Raw genomic sequence first — 20,675 nt, 5'->3', positions numbered from 1 at the left:
CAAACGCGGCCAGCGCCTCCTGCATCGCGGCCAGCTGGGCCGCGCTGCGGCGCTGCGCGGCCAGCGCCGCCGCCTCGGTCTCGACGCCGATGCGCAGCTCCAGCACCGCGACCACGTCGGTGAGCGTACCCATCTGATCGGGGGCGATGCGAAACGCCGCGCCCTCGCCCAGGCCCAGCACAAAGGTGCCGATGCCGTGCCGCGTCTCGACCAGGCCGGCGGCCTGCAGCTTGGAGATGGCCTCGCGCACCACGGTGCGGCTGACCTCGAACTCGGCCATGATGGCCGCCTCGGTGGGCAGCTTGTCGCCGGCATTGAGCCGGCCTTCGCGGATGCGATCGCCCAACGCCTCCACGAGGCCCAGGGCCAGGGTCTTGGGGCGCCGTCGGCCGGTGATGGCGTTCGGGCTCAAGCGCGTCCGGCCTTGGCCGGCGGATCCAGCGGGAACTGCGTGCACCCCAGCCGCGCCGAGATATCGCGGCTGGCCCCTTGCAGCATGGCCACCACCTCGCCCTCCTTGGCCTCGTCGTAGCGGAAGGTCGGGAAGGAGACGCTCAATCCCGCGATCGGCTGGTTCAACCGGTCGAAGATGGGCACGCCCAGGCAGCGGATATGGTCGTCAAACTCCTCGCGGTCCTCGCCGAAGCCCTGGGCCTTGACGCGGTCCAGCTCGGCCTGGAAGGCGGCCGGCTCGACGATGGTCTTGTCACGAAAGCGCTTGAACTCGGCGCCCTGCAGGATGCGCTCGCGGCGCTGCGGATGCTCCCAGGCCATCAGCACCTTGCCGATCGCGGTGCAGTGCAGCGGCGCGCGCCGGCCGACGCGCGAATACATGCCCAGCATATGGCGCGAGTCGACCTTGTGGACGTAAATGATCTCGCTGTCGATCAGGGTGCCCAGGTGGACCGTCTCGCCGGTGGCGTCGGCCAGCATCTGCATATGGTGCTTGGCCAGATCGATCAGCTCCGGATACTGCAGCGCCTTGGTGCCCAGCTCGAAGGCCTTCATCGTCAGACCGTAGCGCTCGCTGTCGGCCTCCTGGCGCACATAGCCCAGGGTCATCATGGTCTGCAGAAAACGGTAGACCGTGGCCTTGGGCATGGCCAGGCGCACCGACAGATCGGAGATGCCGGTCTCGCTGCGTTCGGACAAGGCCTGCAGGATGGCAAATACCTTGAGCACCGCCGCCACCGATTCGGGCTGCTGCTTGCCGTCGTTCAGATCGTCATCCATGCCGTGTTTCGCTTTGTTTGGTCTGGCGTTTCAATTGTGCTGGATTATCGCCGCGCCGGCCCCGGCACGAACCCGTGCCGCGACCGACTCGACCGGATCCAGCGGCCCGTGCAGACGCGGCTGCCAGCCGACATCGCCCCCCAGCTCGGCCCCGGCGGCGCGCAGCGCGGCGCCCAGGTCCAGCGGCCGGCCGTTGTGCAGCGAGTCGCGGTCGCTGAAGACCTGCCCCTTCAGCACCCGGGCCAGCCGCGCCGCCTGGATCTCCGCCGGGGTCTCCCAGACATTGCGCTCGCTGACGATGCGNGTTGTGCAGCGAGTCGCGGTCGCTGAAGACCTGCCCCTTCAGCACCCGGGCCAGCCGCGCCGCCTGGATCTCCGCCGGGGTCTCCCAGACATTGCGCTCGCTGACGATGCGCGAGGCCAGGCCTATGCCTATCGAGTAGCCATAGGGGTAGTCGCCGTCGCTGCGGGCCACAAACAGATTGTTGTAGAGATGGACCTGGCCGTAGCGCACCCGCGGCGTGCGCTCCATCAGCGCCTCCCAGCGGTTGTGATGCAGGCTCACGCGCAGCCGGCCGGCGTCGCCGGTGTGCTTGTCGCTGCCGCCGATCAGCATGGTCTTGTCGTGGCGCGAGAAATGGTTCCAGGACACGGTCACGAAGTCCGACTGCTGGGTAATGTCCAGCAGCCCGTCATGGTGCTGCATAGTCCGGCCGAGCGCGACACGGGCCTGCTTGTCAGCACGCGCCCCGTCGTCGAAGCTGCAATGGTCGATCCACACATGCGTGGCGCCGCGCAGCGCGACGGTGTCGTACTCCGAGTTCCATTCGCCGGCTGCACCGTCGAGCGGATCCCAGGCCGGGAAGAAGTCGTAGGCATCGGCGAACTGCAGGCCGCGCAGGATGATGTTGTCCACCTGGTCCAGCATCAGCATGCCGTTGATGAAGCCCGCGCCCGGCGCGGCGCCGACCAGCGTCGTGTTGGACGGGATCCGCAGCACGACGCGCTGGGCCTGGGCCCGCGCCGAACGCTTGCGCGCGTCTTCCAGCGGGCCCTCGGGCGGCTTGCGGCCCCAGACGGCCGGATCGTAGGCGCGCAGATAGGCCCCGAAGTCGAAGCCCGGGTCGCGGTAGTCCTCGTAGCCCAGCGGCCGACCGGCGGCGTCGCTGCTCAGATCGATGCGGGCCAGCAGATAGATGATCTTGGGCCGCTGCCCGGCCGCCAGCGCGGCCTCCAGCTCGGCATGGTTGCGCACCCGGTAGACATCGCCCGGCGCGGCCGCCGCGCCGCCGCTCGTGCCGCCCTCCGCAGCGGCCCAGCCATCATCCAGCACCAGGATCTCGCGACCCCAGTCGCGCGGCGCGGCGCGGTTGCGGTATTCGGTCAGCCGGTTGTGCGCGGCATCGAAGGGCCGGCGCGAGGTCGAGCGAGACCAGGGCGCCAGATGCGGGCCCAGCTCGCTGTCGCGTATCAGGGCCTGGCCGTTCGGTGAGATGCCGGCCTGCCAGGCGCCATGCGCAACCCCATGGTCCCAGGCCCGGCCCAGCGAGATGCGGCTCGCGCCAACGCCCGGCTCGGCGCGCAGCCGGCTGTTGACGATCAGAAAGCCATGGGCCTGCTCCTGCGGCGTGCTGGGCGCCAGCACATGCCCCCCTTCGCCCGGCGCACGGCGGCCGGCGCGGCTGAGGATCTCGCTGCGCTCGATGACCAGGCGGGCGTCGCCGAAGATGAAGTCCACATCGCCGGCGATCAGGCTGTCGCTGACATGGATGCGGCCGCTACCCGCTGCATAGAAGGTGTCCTGATGGCCCAGCAGGCGCAGGCGCTGCAGCTGAATGCGGTCGCCCCGGGTCAGCAGCGCCACCGCCTGGGCGCCGCCCGCTTCGCTGACGCCGCTGGGATAGCCCTGACCCAGACGCACCGCGTCCATCGCATCGTTGGCAATCGTCAGGTCGGCCAGTTGCAGATCGTCGCCGAACAACATCGCGCTGGCGCTGCCGGCCGTGCCGTAGCTGGCGCCGTCCTGGTGGGGCACGCAGGTGTTGATCGCCTGGCCGGCCGGCTTGGGCTGGGCGTTGTAGTGGCCGGCCACGATGACGGCGCCCGGGTCGCCGTACAAGGTCAGCGGCGCCTTGTCGCGCAGGCAGACCTGCTCGCGGTAGCTGCCGGGCTTGAGCCGGATGTAGTGGCGCCGCCCTTCGCGGGGCAAGGCATCGAGCGCGGCCTGCAAGCTGCGGTGCGTGCCGCTGCCGTCCGCAGCGACGATGAAGTCGGGCGTCCAGGCCCTGGAGTCAAGCGGCTGGGGCTGCCAGCCCTGCAGCCAGTCCTCGACGCGCTGCCGCGCTGCCTGGGCGTCGTCGAGCTGGGGTCGTATCGGACCCTGAGCCTGCGCTGCGGCACCCGCCACGGCCAGCAGCAAAGCGGCGAGCCGCCTCACAGATCGGCCAGGTAGAGCGCGGGCTCGCCCGCTTCCTTGTCGCAGCTGAACAGCACCTGCTTCTCATCGGGCGTGAAGCTCGGATGCGGATGCGTGACCTGGCGGCTGTCCTTGTAGACGTCCCAGCTGCTGTCGTGGCGGGCAATACGTCGAGTGCTAGGTCGGGTCGTGCCGGCCTTCAGGTCGAACAGGTGCAGATAGGGATCGCCGCTCAGCATCTCGTTGCTGGCGCTGGCATCGCCGCTGGCCTTGCCGCAACCGTCGCCGACGATCAGCGTGCCGTCGTGGTTGCTCATCAGGTGCGAGCACTGCGGCATCGCCATCAGCACCCGGTTCTCCAGCGTGACGGGGTCGAGGCTGCAGATCCAGCGCTCGGGCGAACTGTGGTCGTATGACACATAGATCATCGCGCTGCCGTCCGGCACCCAGAACTCGTGGGTGCAGCTCTCGCCCTCGCGGTGCTCCTTGCCGCAGCGGCGGTTCGTGCCGTCCTCGTTGATGAACCACATGCGGGCGTCAATCAGGTCATGCGGGCCCTCGTGGCAATAGGCCACGGTATGGTCGTCGAAGGGGCGGTACTGCGGGTGACCCAGCCAGCCACGCTGCTCCAGGATGACCGTGCGCTCGCCGGTCTTCAGGTCCACGCTGAAGAGCCGGCAGCGCGGCTTCTGATGGAACATCTCGTTGAACTTCTGCCAGGTGTTCAAGGGGAACCAGTCATCGGCATGGATCTCGATGCCGACAATCTTGGTGCAGGCGCTGTTGCTGACCCAGGTGCCGTAGCCGACCCAGCCCGGCGGCACCGTGTAGACCACGGCCTCGCTCAGATCGTCCAGGGCCAGGCGTATCAGCTGGCGCTCGGCGCGGACGAAATAGAGGTAGCGGTCATCGGGCGACAGAAAGCCGCCAAAGGTGTTCTCGCCGGGCTGGTCGGTCAGCTGCGTGGCGACCTGCGATTGCAGGTCCAGCAGTTGGTAGTTCCATTTGGGTCCGGGGCCGCCAACATCATCGAAACCGCCGGCAAACAGCAGCTTGCTGCCATCGTTGCTGAAGCACTTCTGATAGAAATAGTTGCGATGACAGGTCACGTCCAGCGGTGTGAGCCGGGTCACCCGGGCGCCGGTGTCGGGATCCTGCTGGCTGACGAAATTCAGCTGTCTTTCGGTGGCTTTCATCTCACTTGATCCGGTTGAGCAGGGCATTGCCCTCTTCGACCAGGCGCCGCGCGGCCTCCTGGTCTGTGGTCTTGCCATAGGCGACGGTCTCGAAAACCTCGCGCATGAATTTGTGGAAGCGCGCATGCTCGAACAGCTTGGAGGGCATCGGCACCCGGCCGGCCTGGCGCTGCGCCTTGACCTGCTCGTGGGCAGCCAGTTCCAGCGCTGGCAGCTTGCCGGCCTTCAGCAGCAGCTCGAAGCTGTTGGCGGCGGCTGGCACGCCGCGGCTGCGGCCCAGGATCTCAGCGGCCTCGGGGTCGGTCAGCAGGAAGTTGACGAAGCGCGCGGCCAGCTCGGGCTGCTTGCTGTTGCGACCCACCGCATACATCAGCGTGGGCCGGCCGAACATGCCGCTATTGCCGGCGCCGGGCAGGGTCGGGAAGTCGCCCAGCACCAGCTTTTGCTGCTTGTTCAAGGTGCTGGCGCGCAGCGCGATCACCGAGTCCCAGGTGTAGTTGCCGGCCCAGTTGCCGAGCACCCAGTCCTGCTGCTGCTCGGTGGGCTTCTCAGCACCGCCCAGGCTGGCGCGCAGCGGCAGCGGCACAGCCACATGCTCGGTGATCAGGCGGCGGTAGGTCTGCACCCATTCCAGCGCGGCGGCCGGGCTCATCGCGACGCGCGGCTGGGCCGGATCGACATAGGGGGTGCCATGCTTTTGCTGCACATAGCTCTGCGCCAGCAGCATCATGTCGTAGAGCTCGCCGTCCAGCGGATAGGCCTTGTCGCCGTACTTGGCCTTGAAGACGCGGCCGGCCGCGAACAGCTCGTCCCAGGTCTTGGGCACCGGCAGCCCGGCGCGCGCCAGCGCCGCCTCGTTCCAAAGCAGCACGCGGGCGCTGTAGGACACCGGCAAGGCATTGAGCTTGCCGGCCACCCGGCCAAGTTCCAGATCGGCGGCGTCGAACTGATGCAGGGCCAGCTGCGAGCGGTAGGCTTCCAGATCGGTGAAGCCGTTGCCGCGCTTGGAGAACATGCCCAGCCAAGCCCAGTTGATCTGCATCACATCGGGCTCGGAGCGGCCGGCGATCTGGGTCGTCAGCCGCTCCAGATAGCCGTTGAAACCCATGTACTCGGCCTTGACCTTCAAGCCGGGGTGGCGGCGCTCGAAGGCGGCAATCGCCTTCAGCGTGGCCTCGTGCCGGCCCGCGCCGCCCCACCAGGAGAACCGCAGCACGGTCGCCCCCTGAGACCAGGCCGGCAGGGCCAGCACCAGCGCGGCCGCGATGACAAAGAGCTTTCTTATCGTCATGTCAGAGCAGCAGGTTGGCGCCGCTGGCGGCGTCGAAGAGGTGAGCCTGGTTGAGCTGCAGCCAGAAGCCGTGGACGGCGCCGCGCGTCTTCTCACCGAGGCCCCCGAGCTGATCGGCCGGTACGCGGGCAGTCATCGGCACCGTGCCGATGTCGAAGTGCACGAACACCTCGCTGCCCATATGTTCCATGAAGCGCAGCGTGCTGGGCACCTCGACGCTGCCGGGCCGCGGCAGCGAGGACACATGCTCGGGCCGCAGGCCGAACTTGATGGCCGCGCCTCGCCCCTTGAGCTTTTCCGCCTTGGCCTCGGGCAGGGGCAAGACCTGGCCCCCGATCGCGATGGCCAGGCCGGCGCCTTGGCTTTGCAAGGTGGCGTCGTGGATATTCATCTCGGGCGAGCCGATGAAGCTGGCGACAAAGGCATTGGCCGGCCGGTCGTACAGCGCGGTGGGTGTGTCGACCTGCTGGATCACGCCTTCCTTGAGCACGCAGATGCGCTCGCCCATGGTCATCGCCTCGACCTGGTCGTGGGTCACATAGATGGTGGTGGCCGGCTGGCCCGCCTCGCGCAGCGTGCGGTGCAACTCGGTCAGCCGCACCCGCATCGCGGCGCGCAGCTTGGCGTCCAGATTGGACAGCGGCTCGTCGAACAGAAAGACCTCGGGCTTCTTGACGATGGCCCGGCCCACCGCGACGCGCTGGGCCTGGCCGCCGCTGAGCTGCTTGGGGTAGCGGTCCAGCAGGTGCTCCATCTCCAGCAGCTGGGCGGCATGGCGCACGCGCTGGTCGAGCTCGGCCTTGGGCGTGCCGGCCAGCTTCAGGCCGAAGGCCAGGTTGTCGTAGACCTTCATATGCGGGTAGAGCGCATAGTTCTGGAACACCATCGCGATGCCGCGCTGCTTGGGGGCCAGCTCGTTCACCCGCTGCTCGCCAATCCGCAGCTCGCCGCCGCTGATGGTCTCCAGGCCGGCGATCATGCGCAGCAGAGTGCTCTTGGCGCAGCCCGAGGGACCGACGAAGACCATGAACTCGCCGTCGCGCACTTCCAGATCGACCCCGTGCACGGCCTTGAAGCCATTGGGGTAGACCTTCTCGATTTTCTTCAGGCTTAGCTGCGCCACTGTCGTCTCCGAATCATTTGTAGTTCTGTGTCAGCCCTTGACGCCGCTCGAGGTGGCGCCTTCGATGAAGTGCTTCTGCGCCGCAAAGAACACCAGCACCGAGGGAATCAGCGCGACAACCGAGATCGCGATGACGTTGGCCCATTCGACCTCCTCGGTCGCGCCTATGCTCATCTTCAGCGCCAGCGAGACCGGGTACTTCTCGACCGAGGCCAGATAGATCAGCGGGCCCATGAAGTCGTTCATGGTCCAGATGAACTGGAACACGATGACCGAGATGATGGCGGGCTTGAGCAGCGGCACGATGATGTGCCAGAGCAACTGCCAGGCGTTGCAGCCGTCGATCTGGGCCGCCTCTTCCATATCGCGCGGGATGCCGCGCAGGAACTGCACCAGCAGGAAGACGAAGAAGGTGTCGGTGGCAAAGGCCGAAGGGATGATCAGCGGCAGATAGGAATCCAGCCAGCCGATCTCGCGGAACATCAGGTACTGCGGCAGGCGCAGCACGATCAGCGGCAGCATCATCGTGCCTATCATGATGGAGAACAGCAGCTTCTTGCCCCAGAACTCGAAGCGGGCAAAGGCATAAGCCACCAGCACGCAGGAGATCACGGTCACGATGATGCGGGGGATCGCGATCAGGAAGCTGTTCAGGAAGTAGGTCGCGAAGGTGTACTCTGTGCTGGTCTTCCAGCCCTTGGCATAGGCGCCGAAGTCCAGGCGGCTGGGCCAGAAGCCGGCCTCGGTGAAGATCTCGGCATTGCTCTTGAACGAGGCCCCGATCAGCCACAGCATCGGGTACAGCATCACGAAGGCCACCGCGATCAGCGCCACATAGCGCAGCCAGGGGTTGCCACGGTCGCGGGCGAGCGCTAGCGGCGCCGGGGCCAGCTTGCCGGCTCCGGGCAGGGGTTTGGCGTCGGCGCGGCTCATCGCTTGCTCTCCTTCTCACCGGAGTAGAAGACCCAGTACTTGGAGCTCCAGAACGACAGTGCCGCCAGACCGCCGACCAGGGCGAACAGCACCCAGGAGAGCGCCGCGCCATAGCCCAGATTGAAGAAGCGGAAGCTCTGGTCGTAGATATAGAGCGCCAGCACATAGGTCGAGTGCAGCGGGCCGCCCTCGGTGATCGCATAGGGGCCGTTGAACTCCTGGAAGGCGTGCACCATCTGCATGATCATGTTGAAGAAGATCACCGGCGTGATCAGCGGCACCGTGATCTTCCAGAACTGCTGGCTCTTGCTGGCGCCGTCGCATTCGGCCGCCTCGTACAGCGAGACCGAGACGTTCTGCAGCGCCGCCAGGAAGATCACCATGGCCGAGCCGAACTGCCAGGTGAACAGCAGCACGATGGTCCACATCGAGTAATGCTCATCGGCCAGCCAGGCGATCGGCTCGATGCCCAGCTTGATCAGCACCAGATTGACCAGGCCGTTCTTCGCGAAGATGAAGCGCCACAGCACCGCCACCGCGATCGAGCCGCCAAGGATGGAGGGGATGTAGAAGGCGGCGCGGAAGAAGTTGATGCCGCGCAGCTTGAAGTTCAGGACATGGGCGATGAACAGCGCGAAGCCCACACGCAGCGGCACGGCCAGCAGCGCGAACAGCAGGGTCACGCCCAGCGATTTTCGAAACAGCGGATCGTCGCCGGCCAGCTCGCGGTAGTTCTGCAGCCCGACGAACTCGGGCGGGTCGATCAGGTCGTACTGCGTGAAGCTGAGCGCGAAGCTCATCACGAAGGGGAAGAGCTTGAACAAGAGCACGCCCAGCACGAATGGCAGGACGAACAGCAAGCCCAGCTTTTTGTTCTCATACATGCACCGAGTCTCCGGCGGTGACATTCAGACCTTGCTGCGACCGCTGGTCTTCGCCAGCAGAGCCCGCGGATCCGGCTTTGCCGGTCCGCTGGGCTCGCCCCCTGGAGGGGGTGGCGCGCAGCGCCTCGGGGGGGAGCCTTACCTGGCCAGCCAGCCGCCGTCGACGGCCACGGTGTAGCCGTTGACGTAATCGGACGCCTGCGAGGCCAGGAAGACCACCGGGCCGGCCAGATCATCCGGCACGCCCCAGCGCCCGGCCGGGATGCGATCGAGGATGGCGGCATTGCGGCCCTCGTCGGCGCGCAGCGCGGCGGTGTTGTTGGTGGCCATATAGCCGGGCGCGATCGCATTGACGTTGATGCGCTGCGAGGCCCATTCATTGGCCATCAGCCGCGTGATGCCCATCACGCCGCTCTTGCTGGCCGTGTACGAGGGCACGCGCACGCCGCCCTGGTAGGACAGCATCGAGGCCACATTGATGATCTTGCCGCCGCTGCCCTGGGCGATGTACTGGCGCGCCACGGCCTGCGAGAAGAAGAACACCGTCTTCAGGTTCAGATCGATGACATCGTCCCAGTCTTTCTCGCTGAACTTGATCGCATCCTCGCGGCGGATGATGCCGGCGTTGTTGACCAGGATGTCGACCCGCCCGCCAAAGCTCCTGGCCTCGCCGACCAGGCCTTCCAGGCAACTGATGTCGGACAGATTGGCACGCAGATCGAGGAAGCGGCGACCCAGCGCCTGGACCTGCTCGCGGGTCTCGTCGGGTTCGGACACGTTGACGCCGACGATGTCGGCGCCGGCCTGGGCCAGCGCCCGGGCCATGCCCTGGCCCAGGCCGGTGTTGCAGCCGGTCACGATGGCGACGCGGCCTTGCAGATGGAAATTGTCCAGAATCATGTGCTGTCTCGCTGATTTCTGACGCGCTGAACAGGCGTCTCGGCATGCCCCTGGGGGCTCAATGGCCGCTAGCCTAACGCAGCTCGGGACTTTCCCGGAATTATGGTTTCTATTTAGTGAACCGATGTTTCATTTATTTGCGTCGGCGCTATAGTAGCTGCAAATCGATGTTTCAGACATCACACCGCGCCCGGGCTTTCGGGTGGAGACAGCGGAGCCAAGAGATGAGCAGCAGTTACTTCGACAACGACGCCACGCCCTGGACCGAGCTGGGCGAGGGCATACGGCGCAAGATCGTCGGCCACACGCCGGAGCTGATGTCGGTGCTGGTGCAGTTCGACCGGGGCGCCATCGGCACCCCGCACGCCCATGACGCCCATGACCAGATCGCCTATGTGATCGCCGGCTCCTTCGAGGCCGAGGTGGCCGGGGTCAAACGCATCCTGAAAGTCGGCGACGCTTTCATCGCCCCCCGCCTGCACACCCACGGCGTGGTGGCTCTTGAAGCCGGCAGCACCCTGCTGGACCAGTTCTCCCCCCGCCGCGAGGACTACCTCTAAGTCGCTCGAGGTTCAGCGGTCGCCGCACTGCAGCGCGCGGCCGCCCCGTCAAGAGGCGCCCTGCGCGCGCCGCTGTCATCCCATCTCAGACCGAGCTACGGGCACAGAACCCGCAGCGGTCGGTGAATGCCAAGCCGTGCCCTGCTCGCATCGGGCGAGCCGCGCCAAAAATCAATAGGAGACTAGACCATGCAAACCCGCCACAGGCTCAAGCAGCCGCGACTGTCCAAACTGGCCGCCTGCCTCTTGGGCTCCACCAGCCTGCTTGCCGCTGCCCAGAGCGCTGCGCCTACCGCCCAGCCGCAGGCGATGGAGACCGTGGTCGTCACCGGCTTGCGCGCCTCGCTGGAGAGTGCCTTGCGTGCCAAGCGCGATGACAAGGGCATCGTCGATGTCATCAAGGCCGAAGACATCGCCAAGTTCCCCGACACCAATCTGGCCGAGTCGCTGCAGCGCGTGCCCGGCGTCGTGATCGACCGCGATGCCGGCGAGGGCCGCAGCATCACGGTGCGCGGCCTGGGCGCCGATTTCACCCGCGTGCGCATCAATGGCATCGAGGCGCTGGCCACTACCGGCGGCACCGACAGCTCGGGCGGTGCCAATCGCTCGCGCGGTTTCGACTTCAACGTCTTCGCCTCCGAACTCTTCAACAGCATCACGGTACGCAAGAGCGCCTCGGCCGATGTCGACGAGGGCTCGCTGGGCGCGACCGTGGATCTGCAGGCGGCGCGCCCCTTCGACTTCAAACCCGGCTTCACCGCGACCGGATCGGCCCAGGGGCGCTACAACGATATGTCCGGCAAGACCACGCCGCGCGTCGCGGGCCTGCTGTCCTATACCGACGAGAACCGTCGCTTCGGCCTGCTGATGTCGGTCGCCTACTCCGAGCGCAAGGTGCTGGAAGAAGGCTTCTCGACGGTGCGCTGGGCCAACGGTGTCAGCAGCCAGGGCCTGTTCGCCGCGGCCGGCTCCGACGCCGCCGCCTTGGCCGCGTCCAACAATGCCGCCAACTTCCACCCACGCCTGCCCCGCTACGGCCGGCTGACGCACGACCAGGACCGTCTCGGCGTCACCAGCGCGATACAGTTCCGGCCCGGCGAGAACACGCTGGTGTCCGCCGACATCATGTATGCCAAGCTGGAAGCGACGCGCCAGGAAGACTTCCTGCAGGCCATCTCCTTCAGCCGCACCGGCACCAACGGCAAGCCGCAGACCAGCGTGCTGGAAGCCAAGTACGACGCCTCGGGAGAGCTGGTGCGCGGCGTCTACAACGGGGTGGACATTCGCTCCGAGTCCCGTTTCGACCGCCTGTTCACCGAGTATGTGCAGCCGACCCTGAGCGTCGACCACGACTTCAGCGACACGCTGCGCCTGAGCGTCAAGATGGGCCAGAGCAAGAGCCGCTTCCGCAACCCGGTGCAGACCACCACCACGCTGGACGCCAACAACGTCAATGGCTACACCATCGACTTCAGCGGCAACGACCGCCTGCCGGCCATCAGCTATCCGATCTCCGTCACCTCGCTGACACCCGGCGGCCTGGGTTTCGTCACCGCCGCTGCGGGCGCGGCCACGGTGCCCGGCACCCTGGTCAGCAGCGAGATACGCATCCGTCCGCTCGGCGCCACCACCCGCAGCGACAACGGCCAGGTCGACCTGAGCTGGGATCTGCTGCCCTCCCGCTACACCGCCAAGGCCGGTATCAGCTACAAGCGTTTCTCCTTCGACACCTTCGAGTTCCGTCGCACCAACGAGACGGTGATGTACGCGCCGCCCGCCGGTGTCAGCGCCAGCAGCCTGACCACCATGCTGACCGGCTTCGGCAAGGAGCTGGGCCTGCCCGCCGGCGTGCCGACCGCCTGGCTGATCCCCAACCTCAATGCCATCTCTGCGGCTTACGACATCTACTGCAACTGCCTGAAGAGCGGACCGGCCGGCGGCCCCGGCGACTTCCGCCTGACATCGATCACCAACGGCAGCGCGCGCGGCAACAACTTTGGCGCCACCGAGAAGGACGAGGGTGCCTACCTGATGATGGAGTTCAATGAGAAGGTCTCGAGCTTCCCGGTGCGGGGCAATGTCGGGGTCCGCTATGTGCGCACCGCGCAGACCGCCTCCGGCTACGACTCGGTGGGCGGCGGCACCCCGACCCAGGAATCGCAGAACTACAGCGATGTGCTGCCCTCGCTGAACCTGGCCGTCAACCTGTCCCGTGACGTGATACTGCGTGCGGCGGCGGCCAAGGTCATGGCCCGCCCTCGGCTGAATGACCTGAACCCCGGCATGTCGCTGAACACGGCCAACCAGACCATCACGGCGGGCAACCCCGGCCTCAAGCCCTACCGCGCCAAGACCCTGGACATCAACGGCGAGTGGTACTTCAGCCGCGACGGCTTCCTGGGCCTGGGCCTGTTCTACAAGGACATCGACACCTATATCCAGAGCCTGCGAGGCAGCGCCCGCTACGGCGATACCGGTCTGCCGCTCGCCTCGCTGCCCAACTCGCAATCGGCCGACACGGTCTACGCGATCACGACCCCGATCAATACCGAGGGCGGATCGCTGCAGGGCCTGGAGCTGAACTGGCAACAGCCCTTCAGCTTCCTGCCCGGCATCTGGCGCAATACCGGGATGCAGTTCAACTACACCTACGTCAAGTCGGATGTCACCTATCGCGACAGCGGGGCCAACAACGCCACCATCGTCGACGACCTGATCGGACTGTCACCACGCTCGGCCAACCTGTCGCTGTACTACGACGACGGCCGCTTCAGCGCCCGCGTCTCCACGTCCTACCGATCCGCCTTCCTGACCCGGGTCCCCGGTCAGAACAACAACGATGTGGAAGGCACCAATGCCGCAGTGAACGTGGACCTCTCGCTTAACTACAAATGGGATGACCGCCTCACACTGACCTTCGAGGGCACCAATCTGAACAACCGGGCGAAGGACCAGTTCGTCAGCCGGGCCCGCAACAGCCCGGTGGTCTACAACATCACCGGCCGCGAGTTCCTGCTGGGCGCTCGCTACAAGTTCTGAGCCAGTGCCAAAACCGGGCCAGGCCCGGTTTTTTTTCGTCCCTGTTCAGGAGCGATACGCGATGAAGAGAACCGCTCTCGTCGGCCTGGCGATGTGCTGGCTGGCATCGATGGCCCAGGCCGAGGGCCGCCTGATCCTGGTCGGCGACTCGACGATGGCGCCGCGCAGCGGCTATGGGGACGCGTTGTGCGCCCGCTTCAAACCCGGGCTGCAATGCCTGAACCTGGCGCGCGGCGGCCGCAGCTCCGGCTCCTTCCGCGCCGAAGGCCTGTGGGATCAGGTGCTGGCGCTGCTGCGCGAGCCGGAGGGCCGGCGCAGCCATGTGCTGATCCAGTTCGGCCACAACGACCAGCCCGGCAAGCCCGGTCGCTCCACCGATCTGGTGCATGACTTCCCTGCCAACCTGGCCCGCTATGTCGACGAGGTGCGCGCCGCGGGCGCCACGCCGGTGCTGCTGACCCCGCTGACCCGGCGCAGCTTTCGCGGCCCCTGGCTGCATGACGACCTCGCGCCCTGGGCCGCCGCCACCCGGCGCGTGGCCGCCGACAAGCAGGTCGCGCTGCTGGACCTGCACGGGCTCAGCCGCGCGGCGGTCCAGGCCATGGGCGAGGCCGAGGCCGACACGCTGGCGATGGCGGCCAAGCCAGCGCCCGGTGCGCCCATCCATCCGGCGACCGCGGCCGAGCGCGCCGGCGCCGCCAATCCCGTGTTCGACCGCACCCATCTGGGCGACAAGGGGGCGCGGCTGTTCGCATCCATGGTCGCCCGGCAGCTGCAAGACCTGGCCCCCGAGCTGGGCGCGCAGCTGCTGCCCTGAGTTCTTCCTCACAACAAGCCGCTCGACGGCATCGGAGACAAAGCGCATGAGACCTCCTTTTCTGAAATGCCTGCTCGCCTGCTTGCTAGCACCAGGCACTGCCCTGGCCCAGACCACCGTGACCGCGCTGCTTGACGGCCAGCCCAGCCTGCTCGGCTGGGACCAGGGCTACCAGAGCGGCGCCGGCAGCCATATCGCCACGCTCAGCGACAGCGAGCTGGAATACCTCAGCGCCGACTACGCGCTGGCCATCGACCTGTTCAGCGACGGCCTGATCCGCTTCTACGACAACAGCGGCAGCGGCAGCATGGCCGGCGCGACGCTGAGCCTGGACTTCGCCGGCCTGGGCGCCGCGATCAGCGGCATCACACTCAGCGAGAGCAGCCAGCTCAGCAGCGGCACCGTCACCGCGACGCTGTTGGGGCTCAGCAGCGTCAGCATCAGCTTCGGCGACCTGGGCTTCACGCACGACGCCTACCCCACTTTCGAGCTGCAGCTGAGTCTGGCCCCGGTGCCGGAGCCGGCCAGCATCGCGCTGCTGGCGACCGGTCTGGCCGGCCTGGTCGGGCTGGCCGCACTGCGTCGCCGTCAGGGAGGCCAGGCATGAGCAAGAAGCACTTTCTCGCCCTGCTGCCGCTGCTATCCCTGTTCTCGGTGCTGCAGGCCGGCGCGGTTGACATGGCCCAGCAGGCCGCGCCCGCGGACGGCTGGGGCGCCGGCACCGTGGGCGGCGCGGCCGCAACACCCGAGCGCATCTACACGGTCAGCAGCCGCGCCGAGCTGCTGGCCGCGCTGGCCAATGGCGGCAATCTGGCCAAGATCATCAAGGTGGCCGGCACCATAGACATGAGCGAGGGCCGGCCCTTCACCAGCGCTGCGGATCAGAAGGCCCGCGCCCGCATCAAGCTGCCCAGCCACACCACCCTGGTCGGCGAGGGGCCGGGGGCCGGCTTTGTCAACGGCCATATCGACATCAGCGGCGTCAGCCAGGTGATCGTGCGCAATCTGCACATCGTCGCGCCCTGCGATGTGGCGCCCGTCTGGGATCCGAGCGACGGCGCCCTGGGCAACTGGAACTCGGCCTATGACGCAATCGCGATCACAACGGCCACCCAGGTCTGGATCGACCACAACACCATCACCGACGCACCGCTGACCGACGACCAGCTGCCCATAGAAAACGGCAAGCTCAGGCAATGCCATGACGGCGCGATCGACATCACCAAGGGCGCCGACCTGGTCACGCTGTCCTACAACCTCGTCAGCCAGCATGACAAGACCATGCTGATCGGCGGCTCCGACAGCCAGACCAGCGATGCCGGCAAGCTGCGCGTGACGATCGCCAACAATGTGTTCAGCGGCGTCAGCCAGCGCGTGCCGCGCGTGCGCTTCGGCCAGGTCCATCTGTTCAACAACGTCTTCACCGGCAGCAAGAGCGCCAGCCCCTACGCCCACAGCTACAGCGTCGGCATCGGCAAGGCCGCGCAAGTCCTGTCGCACAGCAATGTCTTCGTGATCGAAGGCGCGGCCGGCTGCGACGCGCTGGTCAGCCATCCCAGCGCCGACCGCAGCGGCGGCTTCAAGGACAGCGGCTCCACGCTCAACAACGCGGCGCTGGGCGCCTGCAGCGTGGCCAGCGCGCCGGTCGCCTGGGCGCCGCCCTACGCCTACAAGCCCCGGCCCGCGGTCCTCGCCAAGGCCAATGCGCTGGCCCAGGCCGGCGCCGGCAAGCTGACGACCCAGATCAGCGGCTCTGGCAATGTCGACGATGTGGCCGGCACCCAGGTCCCGGCAGCCCAGGAGACCGGCGTGCCCACCGACACCCGGCTCGCGCTGGCCTTCGATGCGCCGCCGCTGATCGGCAGCAGCGGCCTGATCCAGATCCGCCGCGCCAGCGACGATGCGCTGGTCGACAGCCTGGACCTCTCCACCGCCCCCTCGGCCGGCGACACCCAGACCCTGCTGGCGCGGACCAATCTGGAGATCGATGCGCTGGGCCTGGGCGCGATGCCCGAGAACCCGGCGCTGGCCCGCTGGGTCTGGTACCGGCCGCTCAGCGTGCAGGGCAGCAAGGCCCTGGTCAAGCTGCGCAGCGGCAAGCTGGACTTCAGCACCGCCTACTACGTGACCATGGACGCCGCCGTGCTGAGCGGCACGATCAAGGGCACGCCCTTTGCCGGCATCGCCAAGGCCGATGGCTGGCGCTTCACGACCCGCGCCGCGCCGAGCAGCTACACCCAGGTCCGCGTCGACGACGGCGGCAGCGCGGCCGACTTCCGCACGCTGCAGGGCGCGCTGAACTGGGTCATGAAGCATTGCGCCACCGGCAGCCCGGCCGACTACGGCTGCAACACCGTGGCCACGCCCAAGACCATAGAGATCGCCAACGGCCACTATCCTGAATTGGCCGTGCTGCGGCGTGTCCACAACCTGAGCCTGGTCGGCGAGAGCCGCGAAGGCGTGGTGGTCGGCGAGGCCAATTTCGAGTCGCTCAACGCCGGCAGCGGCGCCAGCACTGCGACACCCGGCACGGCGCTGTCCAGCTCGGGCCGCACGGCAGGCCACCGCGTGCTGGGCGGCGGACGCTCGGTGCTGCTGGTCGAGAGCGCTGACCTGCTGAGCCTCATCAACTTCACGCTGAAGAACCCGCACGAGCGCAACACGCTCTACGACAACCAGGCCGAGGCCCTGTACTTCAACACCAGCACGACGGCCGCTGCCGGCCGCCTGGTCGCCAAGCAGATGAACTTCATCAGCCAGCAGGACACCTTGCAGCTCAAGGGCTACAACTGGATCTACCAGTCCCTGGTCGAGGGCAATGTGGACTTCATCTGGGGCGGCGCGATGGCCAGCCTGTTCGAGGACAGCGAGATCCGCTCGGTGGCCGACCCCGCCAGCAACTCGCCCGGCTACATCCTGCAGGCCCGCGCCACCGCCGGAGACAAGGGCTTTGTGTTCCTGAACAGCCGCCTCACCGCCGGCCCCGGCGTCACACAAGCCTATCTGGCCCGCAGCGGCGGCACCGCGTCAAGCGCCTATGTCGACAACATCGCCTTCGTCAACAGCCGCATCGGCGCCCACATCCTGCCGATCGGCTGGTGTGTCGGCAGCGGCAGCAGCAAGACCGGCCAGGGCACGGGCGGCTGCGGCAGCAACCCGCCCCCCTGGGCCGGCAGCAGCGATGGCGGCGCGAGCGACACGGCGGGCTGGCGCGAGATCGGCAGCCTGGACCTGGACGGCGCGCCGCTGGACCTGAGCGCCAGGCTGGGCAGCGCGACCGTCAAGCTCGGCGGCGTCGACAAACCGGTGCTGCTGGCCAAACAGCTGGGTAGCGATGCCGGCCTGAGCAGCCGCGCCGAGATCTTCCACAACTCGACCATCGCGACGGGCGCGCCGGGGGGGTGGGCGCCGCTGCCCTGAGGGCTCACTGGGGGCCCAGCGCCTGCCGGATCTGCCGCTCGATCTCCTCGTAGTCGCCCTCGCCGACATGCTGGAACACGAGCCGGCCCTGGCGGTCGATCAGGAACAGCGAGGGCCAGTACCGCACGCCCCAGGCGCTCCAGGTCTTCCAGCCATTGTCCTGGGCCACCGGATAAGGCAGGCGGTGACGCTTGATCGCGGCCTGCAGATGAACGCTGTCGCGCTCGAAGCCGAACTCGGGCGTGTGCACTCCCACCACCACCAGGCCCTGGTCCGCATGGCGCTCGCTCCAGCGCCGCAGATGCGGCAGCGTGTTGATGCAGTTGACGCAGTCAAAGGTCCAGAAGTCGACCAGCACGACCCGGCCGCGCAGTTGCTCCATCGTCAGCGGCGCGCTGTTGAACCACCGCGTGATGCCGGCGAACTCGGGCGCGCTGCGGGTGGCGGCCGGAGTCGCCGGCTCGGCCTGGGCCGCCGGCATGCCGCGCGACAGCCAGGCGACGAGCTGGGTATCGACTTGGGCGTAGATGGCCAGCGCGGTGGCCATCACCAGCAGACCGAAGCCCTGGCGCACCCGCCCCATATGGCGGGCCAGCCCGCGCACATGGCGGGTCACAGCCTGGCCGCCGTAGGCGATCGCCAGCATCGGCAGGCCGGCACCGACCGCATAGGCCAGCAGCAGGCCGAAGGCCTTCAGCGCGTCCTGCTCGCCGGCCACCAGGGCCAGCAGCGAGGCCAGCACCGGGCCGGCGCAGGGCGTCCACAGCAGGCCCAGGCTCAGGCCCAGCAGCAGGGCGCCGGCCGGGCCGGCCCCGGCCCGCTCGCCCAGGCGCTGGCCCAGCGCGGCCAGGCCGCCCAGATGGCCGAACCCTGCCATCGCCCGCTCCAGCAGCGCCGGCCAGGCCAGCAGCAGACCGAACATCAGCAGCACCGCGATGCTGGCGTTGCGCAGCAGATCCGGCGACAGCCCGAGGGCCCGGGTCGAGGCGCCGAACAGCAGGGCCGCGCCGGCAAAGGACAGCACAAAGCCAAGCACGATCAGCAGCGGTCGAGCGCGCGAAGCCGTGCCGCCCAGGCTGGCACCCAGCAGCAGCGGCAGCATGGGCAGGATGCAGGGGCTGGTGACGGTGGCGATCCCGGCGCCAAAGCTCAGCAGGATTTGCAGCATCTGAGCCCCCGCTTACTGGGCCGCGGCGACCGGCGCCACGCGGGTCCAGACCAGGGTCTTGCCGAACAGCGGCAGGCCCACATAGGGGCGCAGGATCAACTCGCCGGCGGCGTTGTCGGCCGTGCTGACCCGCAGCGTGCAGTCATAGCTCTTGCCGTTCTCGCGGTTGTAGAGCCGGCCCCGCCAGGCGCTGACCGGCTGGCCGGCCTCGGCCGCCACCGGCTGGAAATCGCTGAGCAGCTGCATGCCCATCGCCGGCCGGGGGTCGGTCGGCTTCATCTCGGCCTGCCCGTCGCCGCTCATCGAACGGTTGCCCAGCACCCGGCTGACGCTGCCGCACAGCGCCGCACCGCAGGGCGCGATCTCGACCTCCAGATTGCCGTTGGCCGTCAGCCAGCGGCCGCGCGGATCCCCCGGCTGGGCCTGCGCCGGGGCCAGCAGGCCGGCCATCAGCAGCAGGGCCGGGCCGCTGCTCAGATTCAGTTGTCGCATCGGGTGCTCCCTTCGGTGGTGAGGCCCTAATTGCAGCGCGGCAGGCCGCCGGCCCTGTGTCCGGGGCCCGGGCTTTTTGTCGCGGCGCGTGTCGGCGAGCGCGGCAGACAAGTTGGGATACAAACAGACCCCGGCCCGCGGATCGCGGGCGCTAAGGTAGGGAGCCATGCAAGCCCCGGATCACATCCTCATCGTCGACGACGACCCCGAGATACGCAGCCTGCTGGGCGAGTACCTGCGCCGCCAGGGCCTGCGCGTCAGCGCCGCCGCCGACGCGCGCCAGCTGCGCGCGGTGCTGGCGCAGGGGCCGGTCGACCTGATCGTGCTGGACCTGATGCTGCCCGGCGAGGACGGTCTGTCGCTGTGCCGCGATCTGCGCGCCCGCGATGTCGAGCCGGTGCCGGTGCTGATGCTGACCGCGCGCAGTGACGAGAGCGACCGCATCCTGGGCCTGGAGATGGGCGCCGACGACTATCTGACCAAGCCCTTCGCCGCCCGCGAGCTGCTGGCCCGCATCCGTGCCATCCTGCGGCGCGCCCGCATGCTGCCGCTCAATCTGCGCGTGCAGGAGGCGGCCGATGGCCTGGCCTTCGGCGATTGGCGGCTCGACACCCGGGCCCGCCATCTGCTCGATGCCCAGGGCACGATGGTGGCGCTGACCGGCGCCGAGTACCGGCTGCTGCGCGTGCTTCTGGCCCATCCGCAGCAGGTGCTGTCGCGCGACCAGCTGCTGAGCCTGACGCAGAACCGCGAGGCCGAGGCCTTCGACCGCTCGATCGATCTGCTGATCAGCCGGCTGCGCCAGCGCCTGCGCGACGAGGTGCGCGAGCCGCGCTATATCAAGACCGTGCGCAACGAGGGCTATGTGCTGTCGGCCGAGGTGCGGCCCATCGGGCTGGCGCGATGAGGCGGCTGGGGCGCTGGCTGGCACGGCGGGCCTGGCCCGCGTCGCTGGTCGGCCGGGTCGCGGCCATCCTCTTCCTGGCCCTGCTGCTGGCCCACAGCCTGACCCTGGTCTGGCTGCTGGGCGGGCGTGCCGAGCTGGGTCGGCGCCTGATGCTGGACTATCTGGGGCCGGACGTGGCGGCCGCCGTCGCGACGCTGGAGCGGCTGCCGGCCGCCGAGCGCCCCGCCTGGCTGGCCCGCATCGCGCGGCCCAACTACCGCTTTCACCTGGCAGCGCCGCCCGCCGGCGCCGAGCCC

Annotated in this window: 17 protein-coding genes and 1 pseudogene; 7 read left to right on the top strand and 11 right to left on the bottom strand. The window is 68.0% G+C overall.

Annotated elements, in window-relative coordinates:
• From PO768_RS21435 to kduD, 9 genes are all read right to left on the bottom strand, one after another.
• Positions 1-412 (bottom strand): FadR/GntR family transcriptional regulator (locus PO768_RS21435; RefSeq protein ID WP_272647672.1); only part of this gene is annotated, 412 nt, incomplete at its 3' end.
• Positions 409-1,233 (bottom strand): DNA-binding transcriptional regulator KdgR, encoded by an 825-nt coding sequence (kdgR, locus tag PO768_RS21430; RefSeq protein ID WP_272647671.1) that lies wholly within the window; start codon positions 1,231-1,233, stop codon positions 409-411. The genes kdgR and PO768_RS21435, both read right to left, overlap by 4 nt.
• A complete protein-coding gene (locus tag PO768_RS21425; protein ID WP_442953278.1) occupies positions 1,226-3,640 on the bottom strand; it encodes a pectinesterase family protein in 2,415 nt (804 codons plus the stop codon). The genes kdgR and PO768_RS21425 overlap by 8 nt, the downstream gene beginning before the upstream one ends.
• 26 nt (positions 3,641-3,666) lie before the next feature.
• A complete protein-coding gene (locus PO768_RS21420; RefSeq protein ID WP_272647669.1) occupies positions 3,667-4,845 on the bottom strand; it encodes an oligogalacturonate lyase family protein in 1,179 nt (392 codons plus the stop codon).
• A gap of 1 nt (position 4,846) precedes the next feature.
• Complete coding sequence (locus PO768_RS21415; RefSeq protein WP_272647668.1) at positions 4,847-6,136, bottom strand: ABC transporter substrate-binding protein; 1,290 nt, start codon at positions 6,134-6,136, stop codon at positions 4,847-4,849.
• 1 nt (position 6,137) lies between these two features.
• Positions 6,138-7,259 carry an ABC transporter ATP-binding protein gene (locus PO768_RS21410; protein WP_272647667.1) on the bottom strand — a complete coding sequence of 374 codons (1,122 nt, stop codon included), beginning with the start codon at positions 7,257-7,259 and terminating at the stop codon, positions 6,138-6,140.
• A 30-nt stretch (positions 7,260-7,289) separates the two neighbouring features.
• On the bottom strand, positions 7,290-8,192 hold the full coding sequence (locus PO768_RS21405) for a carbohydrate ABC transporter permease (protein WP_137940981.1): 903 nt from the start codon (positions 8,190-8,192) through the stop codon (positions 7,290-7,292).
• Positions 8,189-9,076: a carbohydrate ABC transporter permease gene (locus PO768_RS21400; RefSeq protein ID WP_137940982.1), complete on the bottom strand. Its 888-nt coding sequence runs from the start codon at positions 9,074-9,076 to the stop codon at positions 8,189-8,191. Before PO768_RS21400 ends, PO768_RS21405 begins: the two co-directional genes overlap by 4 nt.
• A 138-nt stretch (positions 9,077-9,214) precedes the next feature.
• Positions 9,215-9,976, bottom strand: a complete 762-nt coding sequence (kduD, locus tag PO768_RS21395; RefSeq protein WP_137940983.1) for a 2-dehydro-3-deoxy-D-gluconate 5-dehydrogenase KduD — start codon at positions 9,974-9,976, stop codon at positions 9,215-9,217.
• Between the two features lie 224 nt (positions 9,977-10,200).
• Here kduD and PO768_RS21390 point away from each other — a divergent pair, with 224 nt between their 5' ends.
• From PO768_RS21390 to PO768_RS21370, 5 genes are all read left to right on the top strand, one after another.
• Entirely contained in the window at positions 10,201-10,536 is a 336-nt protein-coding gene (locus PO768_RS21390; RefSeq protein ID WP_137940984.1) for a cupin domain-containing protein, read from the top strand.
• Between the two features lie 189 nt (positions 10,537-10,725).
• Entirely contained in the window at positions 10,726-13,575 is a 2,850-nt protein-coding gene (locus tag PO768_RS21385; RefSeq protein ID WP_272647666.1) for a TonB-dependent receptor, read from the top strand.
• Positions 13,576-13,636: 61 nt separating this feature from the next.
• Positions 13,637-14,392, top strand: a complete 756-nt coding sequence (locus PO768_RS21380; protein ID WP_272647665.1) for a rhamnogalacturonan acetylesterase — start codon at positions 13,637-13,639, stop codon at positions 14,390-14,392.
• Between the two features lie 118 nt (positions 14,393-14,510).
• A complete protein-coding gene (locus PO768_RS21375) occupies positions 14,511-14,999 on the top strand; it encodes a PEP-CTERM sorting domain-containing protein (RefSeq protein WP_272647664.1) in 489 nt (162 codons plus the stop codon).
• Positions 14,996-17,812 (top strand): pectate lyase family protein, encoded by a 2,817-nt coding sequence (locus PO768_RS21370; RefSeq protein ID WP_272647663.1) that lies wholly within the window; start codon positions 14,996-14,998, stop codon positions 17,810-17,812. The genes PO768_RS21375 and PO768_RS21370 overlap by 4 nt, the downstream gene beginning before the upstream one ends.
• A gap of 4 nt (positions 17,813-17,816) precedes the next feature.
• Here PO768_RS21370 and PO768_RS21365 read toward each other — a convergent pair whose 3' ends face one another.
• Together PO768_RS21365 and PO768_RS21360 are read right to left on the bottom strand one after the other, a co-directional pair.
• The gene (locus PO768_RS21365) at positions 17,817-18,980 is read right to left on the bottom strand and encodes a cytochrome c biogenesis protein DipZ (protein ID WP_272647662.1); all 1,164 of its coding nucleotides are present in this window, start codon (positions 18,978-18,980) and stop codon (positions 17,817-17,819) included.
• Between the two features lie 12 nt (positions 18,981-18,992).
• On the bottom strand, positions 18,993-19,472 hold the full coding sequence (locus tag PO768_RS21360) for a DUF2147 domain-containing protein (protein ID WP_272647661.1): 480 nt from the start codon (positions 19,470-19,472) through the stop codon (positions 18,993-18,995).
• A 166-nt stretch (positions 19,473-19,638) separates the two neighbouring features.
• Between PO768_RS21360 and PO768_RS21355 the strand changes: the two genes are divergently transcribed.
• Positions 19,639-20,379: a response regulator gene (locus tag PO768_RS21355; RefSeq protein ID WP_272647660.1), complete on the top strand. Its 741-nt coding sequence runs from the start codon at positions 19,639-19,641 to the stop codon at positions 20,377-20,379.
• A pseudogene (locus tag PO768_RS21350) lies at positions 20,376-20,675 on the top strand (two-component sensor histidine kinase); the annotation flags it as partial. The gene PO768_RS21355 and the pseudogene PO768_RS21350, both read left to right, overlap by 4 nt.

The organism is Paucibacter sp. XJ19-41 (assembly GCF_028462495.1).
In the GTDB taxonomy this organism is placed as follows: Bacteria; Pseudomonadota; Gammaproteobacteria; order Burkholderiales; family Burkholderiaceae_C; genus Roseateles_E.
This window is presented reverse-complemented; position numbering and strand designations above follow the sequence as displayed.

What these genes read in the sequence shown, in the direction of transcription:
- kdgR (WP_272647671.1), bottom strand. Translation starts at nt 1,233, where the DNA reads ATGGATGACGATCTGAACGACGGCAAGCAGCAGCCCGAATCGGTGGCG.
- PO768_RS21420 (WP_272647669.1), bottom strand. Translation starts at nt 4,845, where the DNA reads ATGAAAGCCACCGAAAGACAGCTGAATTTCGTCAGCCAGCAGGATCCC.
- PO768_RS21415 (WP_272647668.1), bottom strand. Translation starts at nt 6,136, where the DNA reads ATGACGATAAGAAAGCTCTTTGTCATCGCGGCCGCGCTGGTGCTGGCC.
- PO768_RS21405 (WP_137940981.1), bottom strand. Translation starts at nt 8,192, where the DNA reads ATGAGCCGCGCCGACGCCAAACCCCTGCCCGGAGCCGGCAAGCTGGCC.
- PO768_RS21400 (WP_137940982.1), bottom strand. Translation starts at nt 9,076, where the DNA reads ATGTATGAGAACAAAAAGCTGGGCTTGCTGTTCGTCCTGCCATTCGTG.
- kduD (WP_137940983.1), bottom strand. Translation starts at nt 9,976, where the DNA reads ATGATTCTGGACAATTTCCATCTGCAAGGCCGCGTCGCCATCGTGACC.
- PO768_RS21390 (WP_137940984.1), top strand. Translation starts at nt 10,201, where the DNA reads ATGAGCAGCAGTTACTTCGACAACGACGCCACGCCCTGGACCGAGCTG.
- PO768_RS21385 (WP_272647666.1), top strand. Translation starts at nt 10,726, where the DNA reads ATGCAAACCCGCCACAGGCTCAAGCAGCCGCGACTGTCCAAACTGGCC.
- PO768_RS21380 (WP_272647665.1), top strand. Translation starts at nt 13,637, where the DNA reads ATGAAGAGAACCGCTCTCGTCGGCCTGGCGATGTGCTGGCTGGCATCG.
- PO768_RS21370 (WP_272647663.1), top strand. Translation starts at nt 14,996, where the DNA reads ATGAGCAAGAAGCACTTTCTCGCCCTGCTGCCGCTGCTATCCCTGTTC.
- PO768_RS21365 (WP_272647662.1), bottom strand. Translation starts at nt 18,980, where the DNA reads ATGCTGCAAATCCTGCTGAGCTTTGGCGCCGGGATCGCCACCGTCACC.
- PO768_RS21360 (WP_272647661.1), bottom strand. Translation starts at nt 19,472, where the DNA reads ATGCGACAACTGAATCTGAGCAGCGGCCCGGCCCTGCTGCTGATGGCC.
- PO768_RS21355 (WP_272647660.1), top strand. Translation starts at nt 19,639, where the DNA reads ATGCAAGCCCCGGATCACATCCTCATCGTCGACGACGACCCCGAGATA.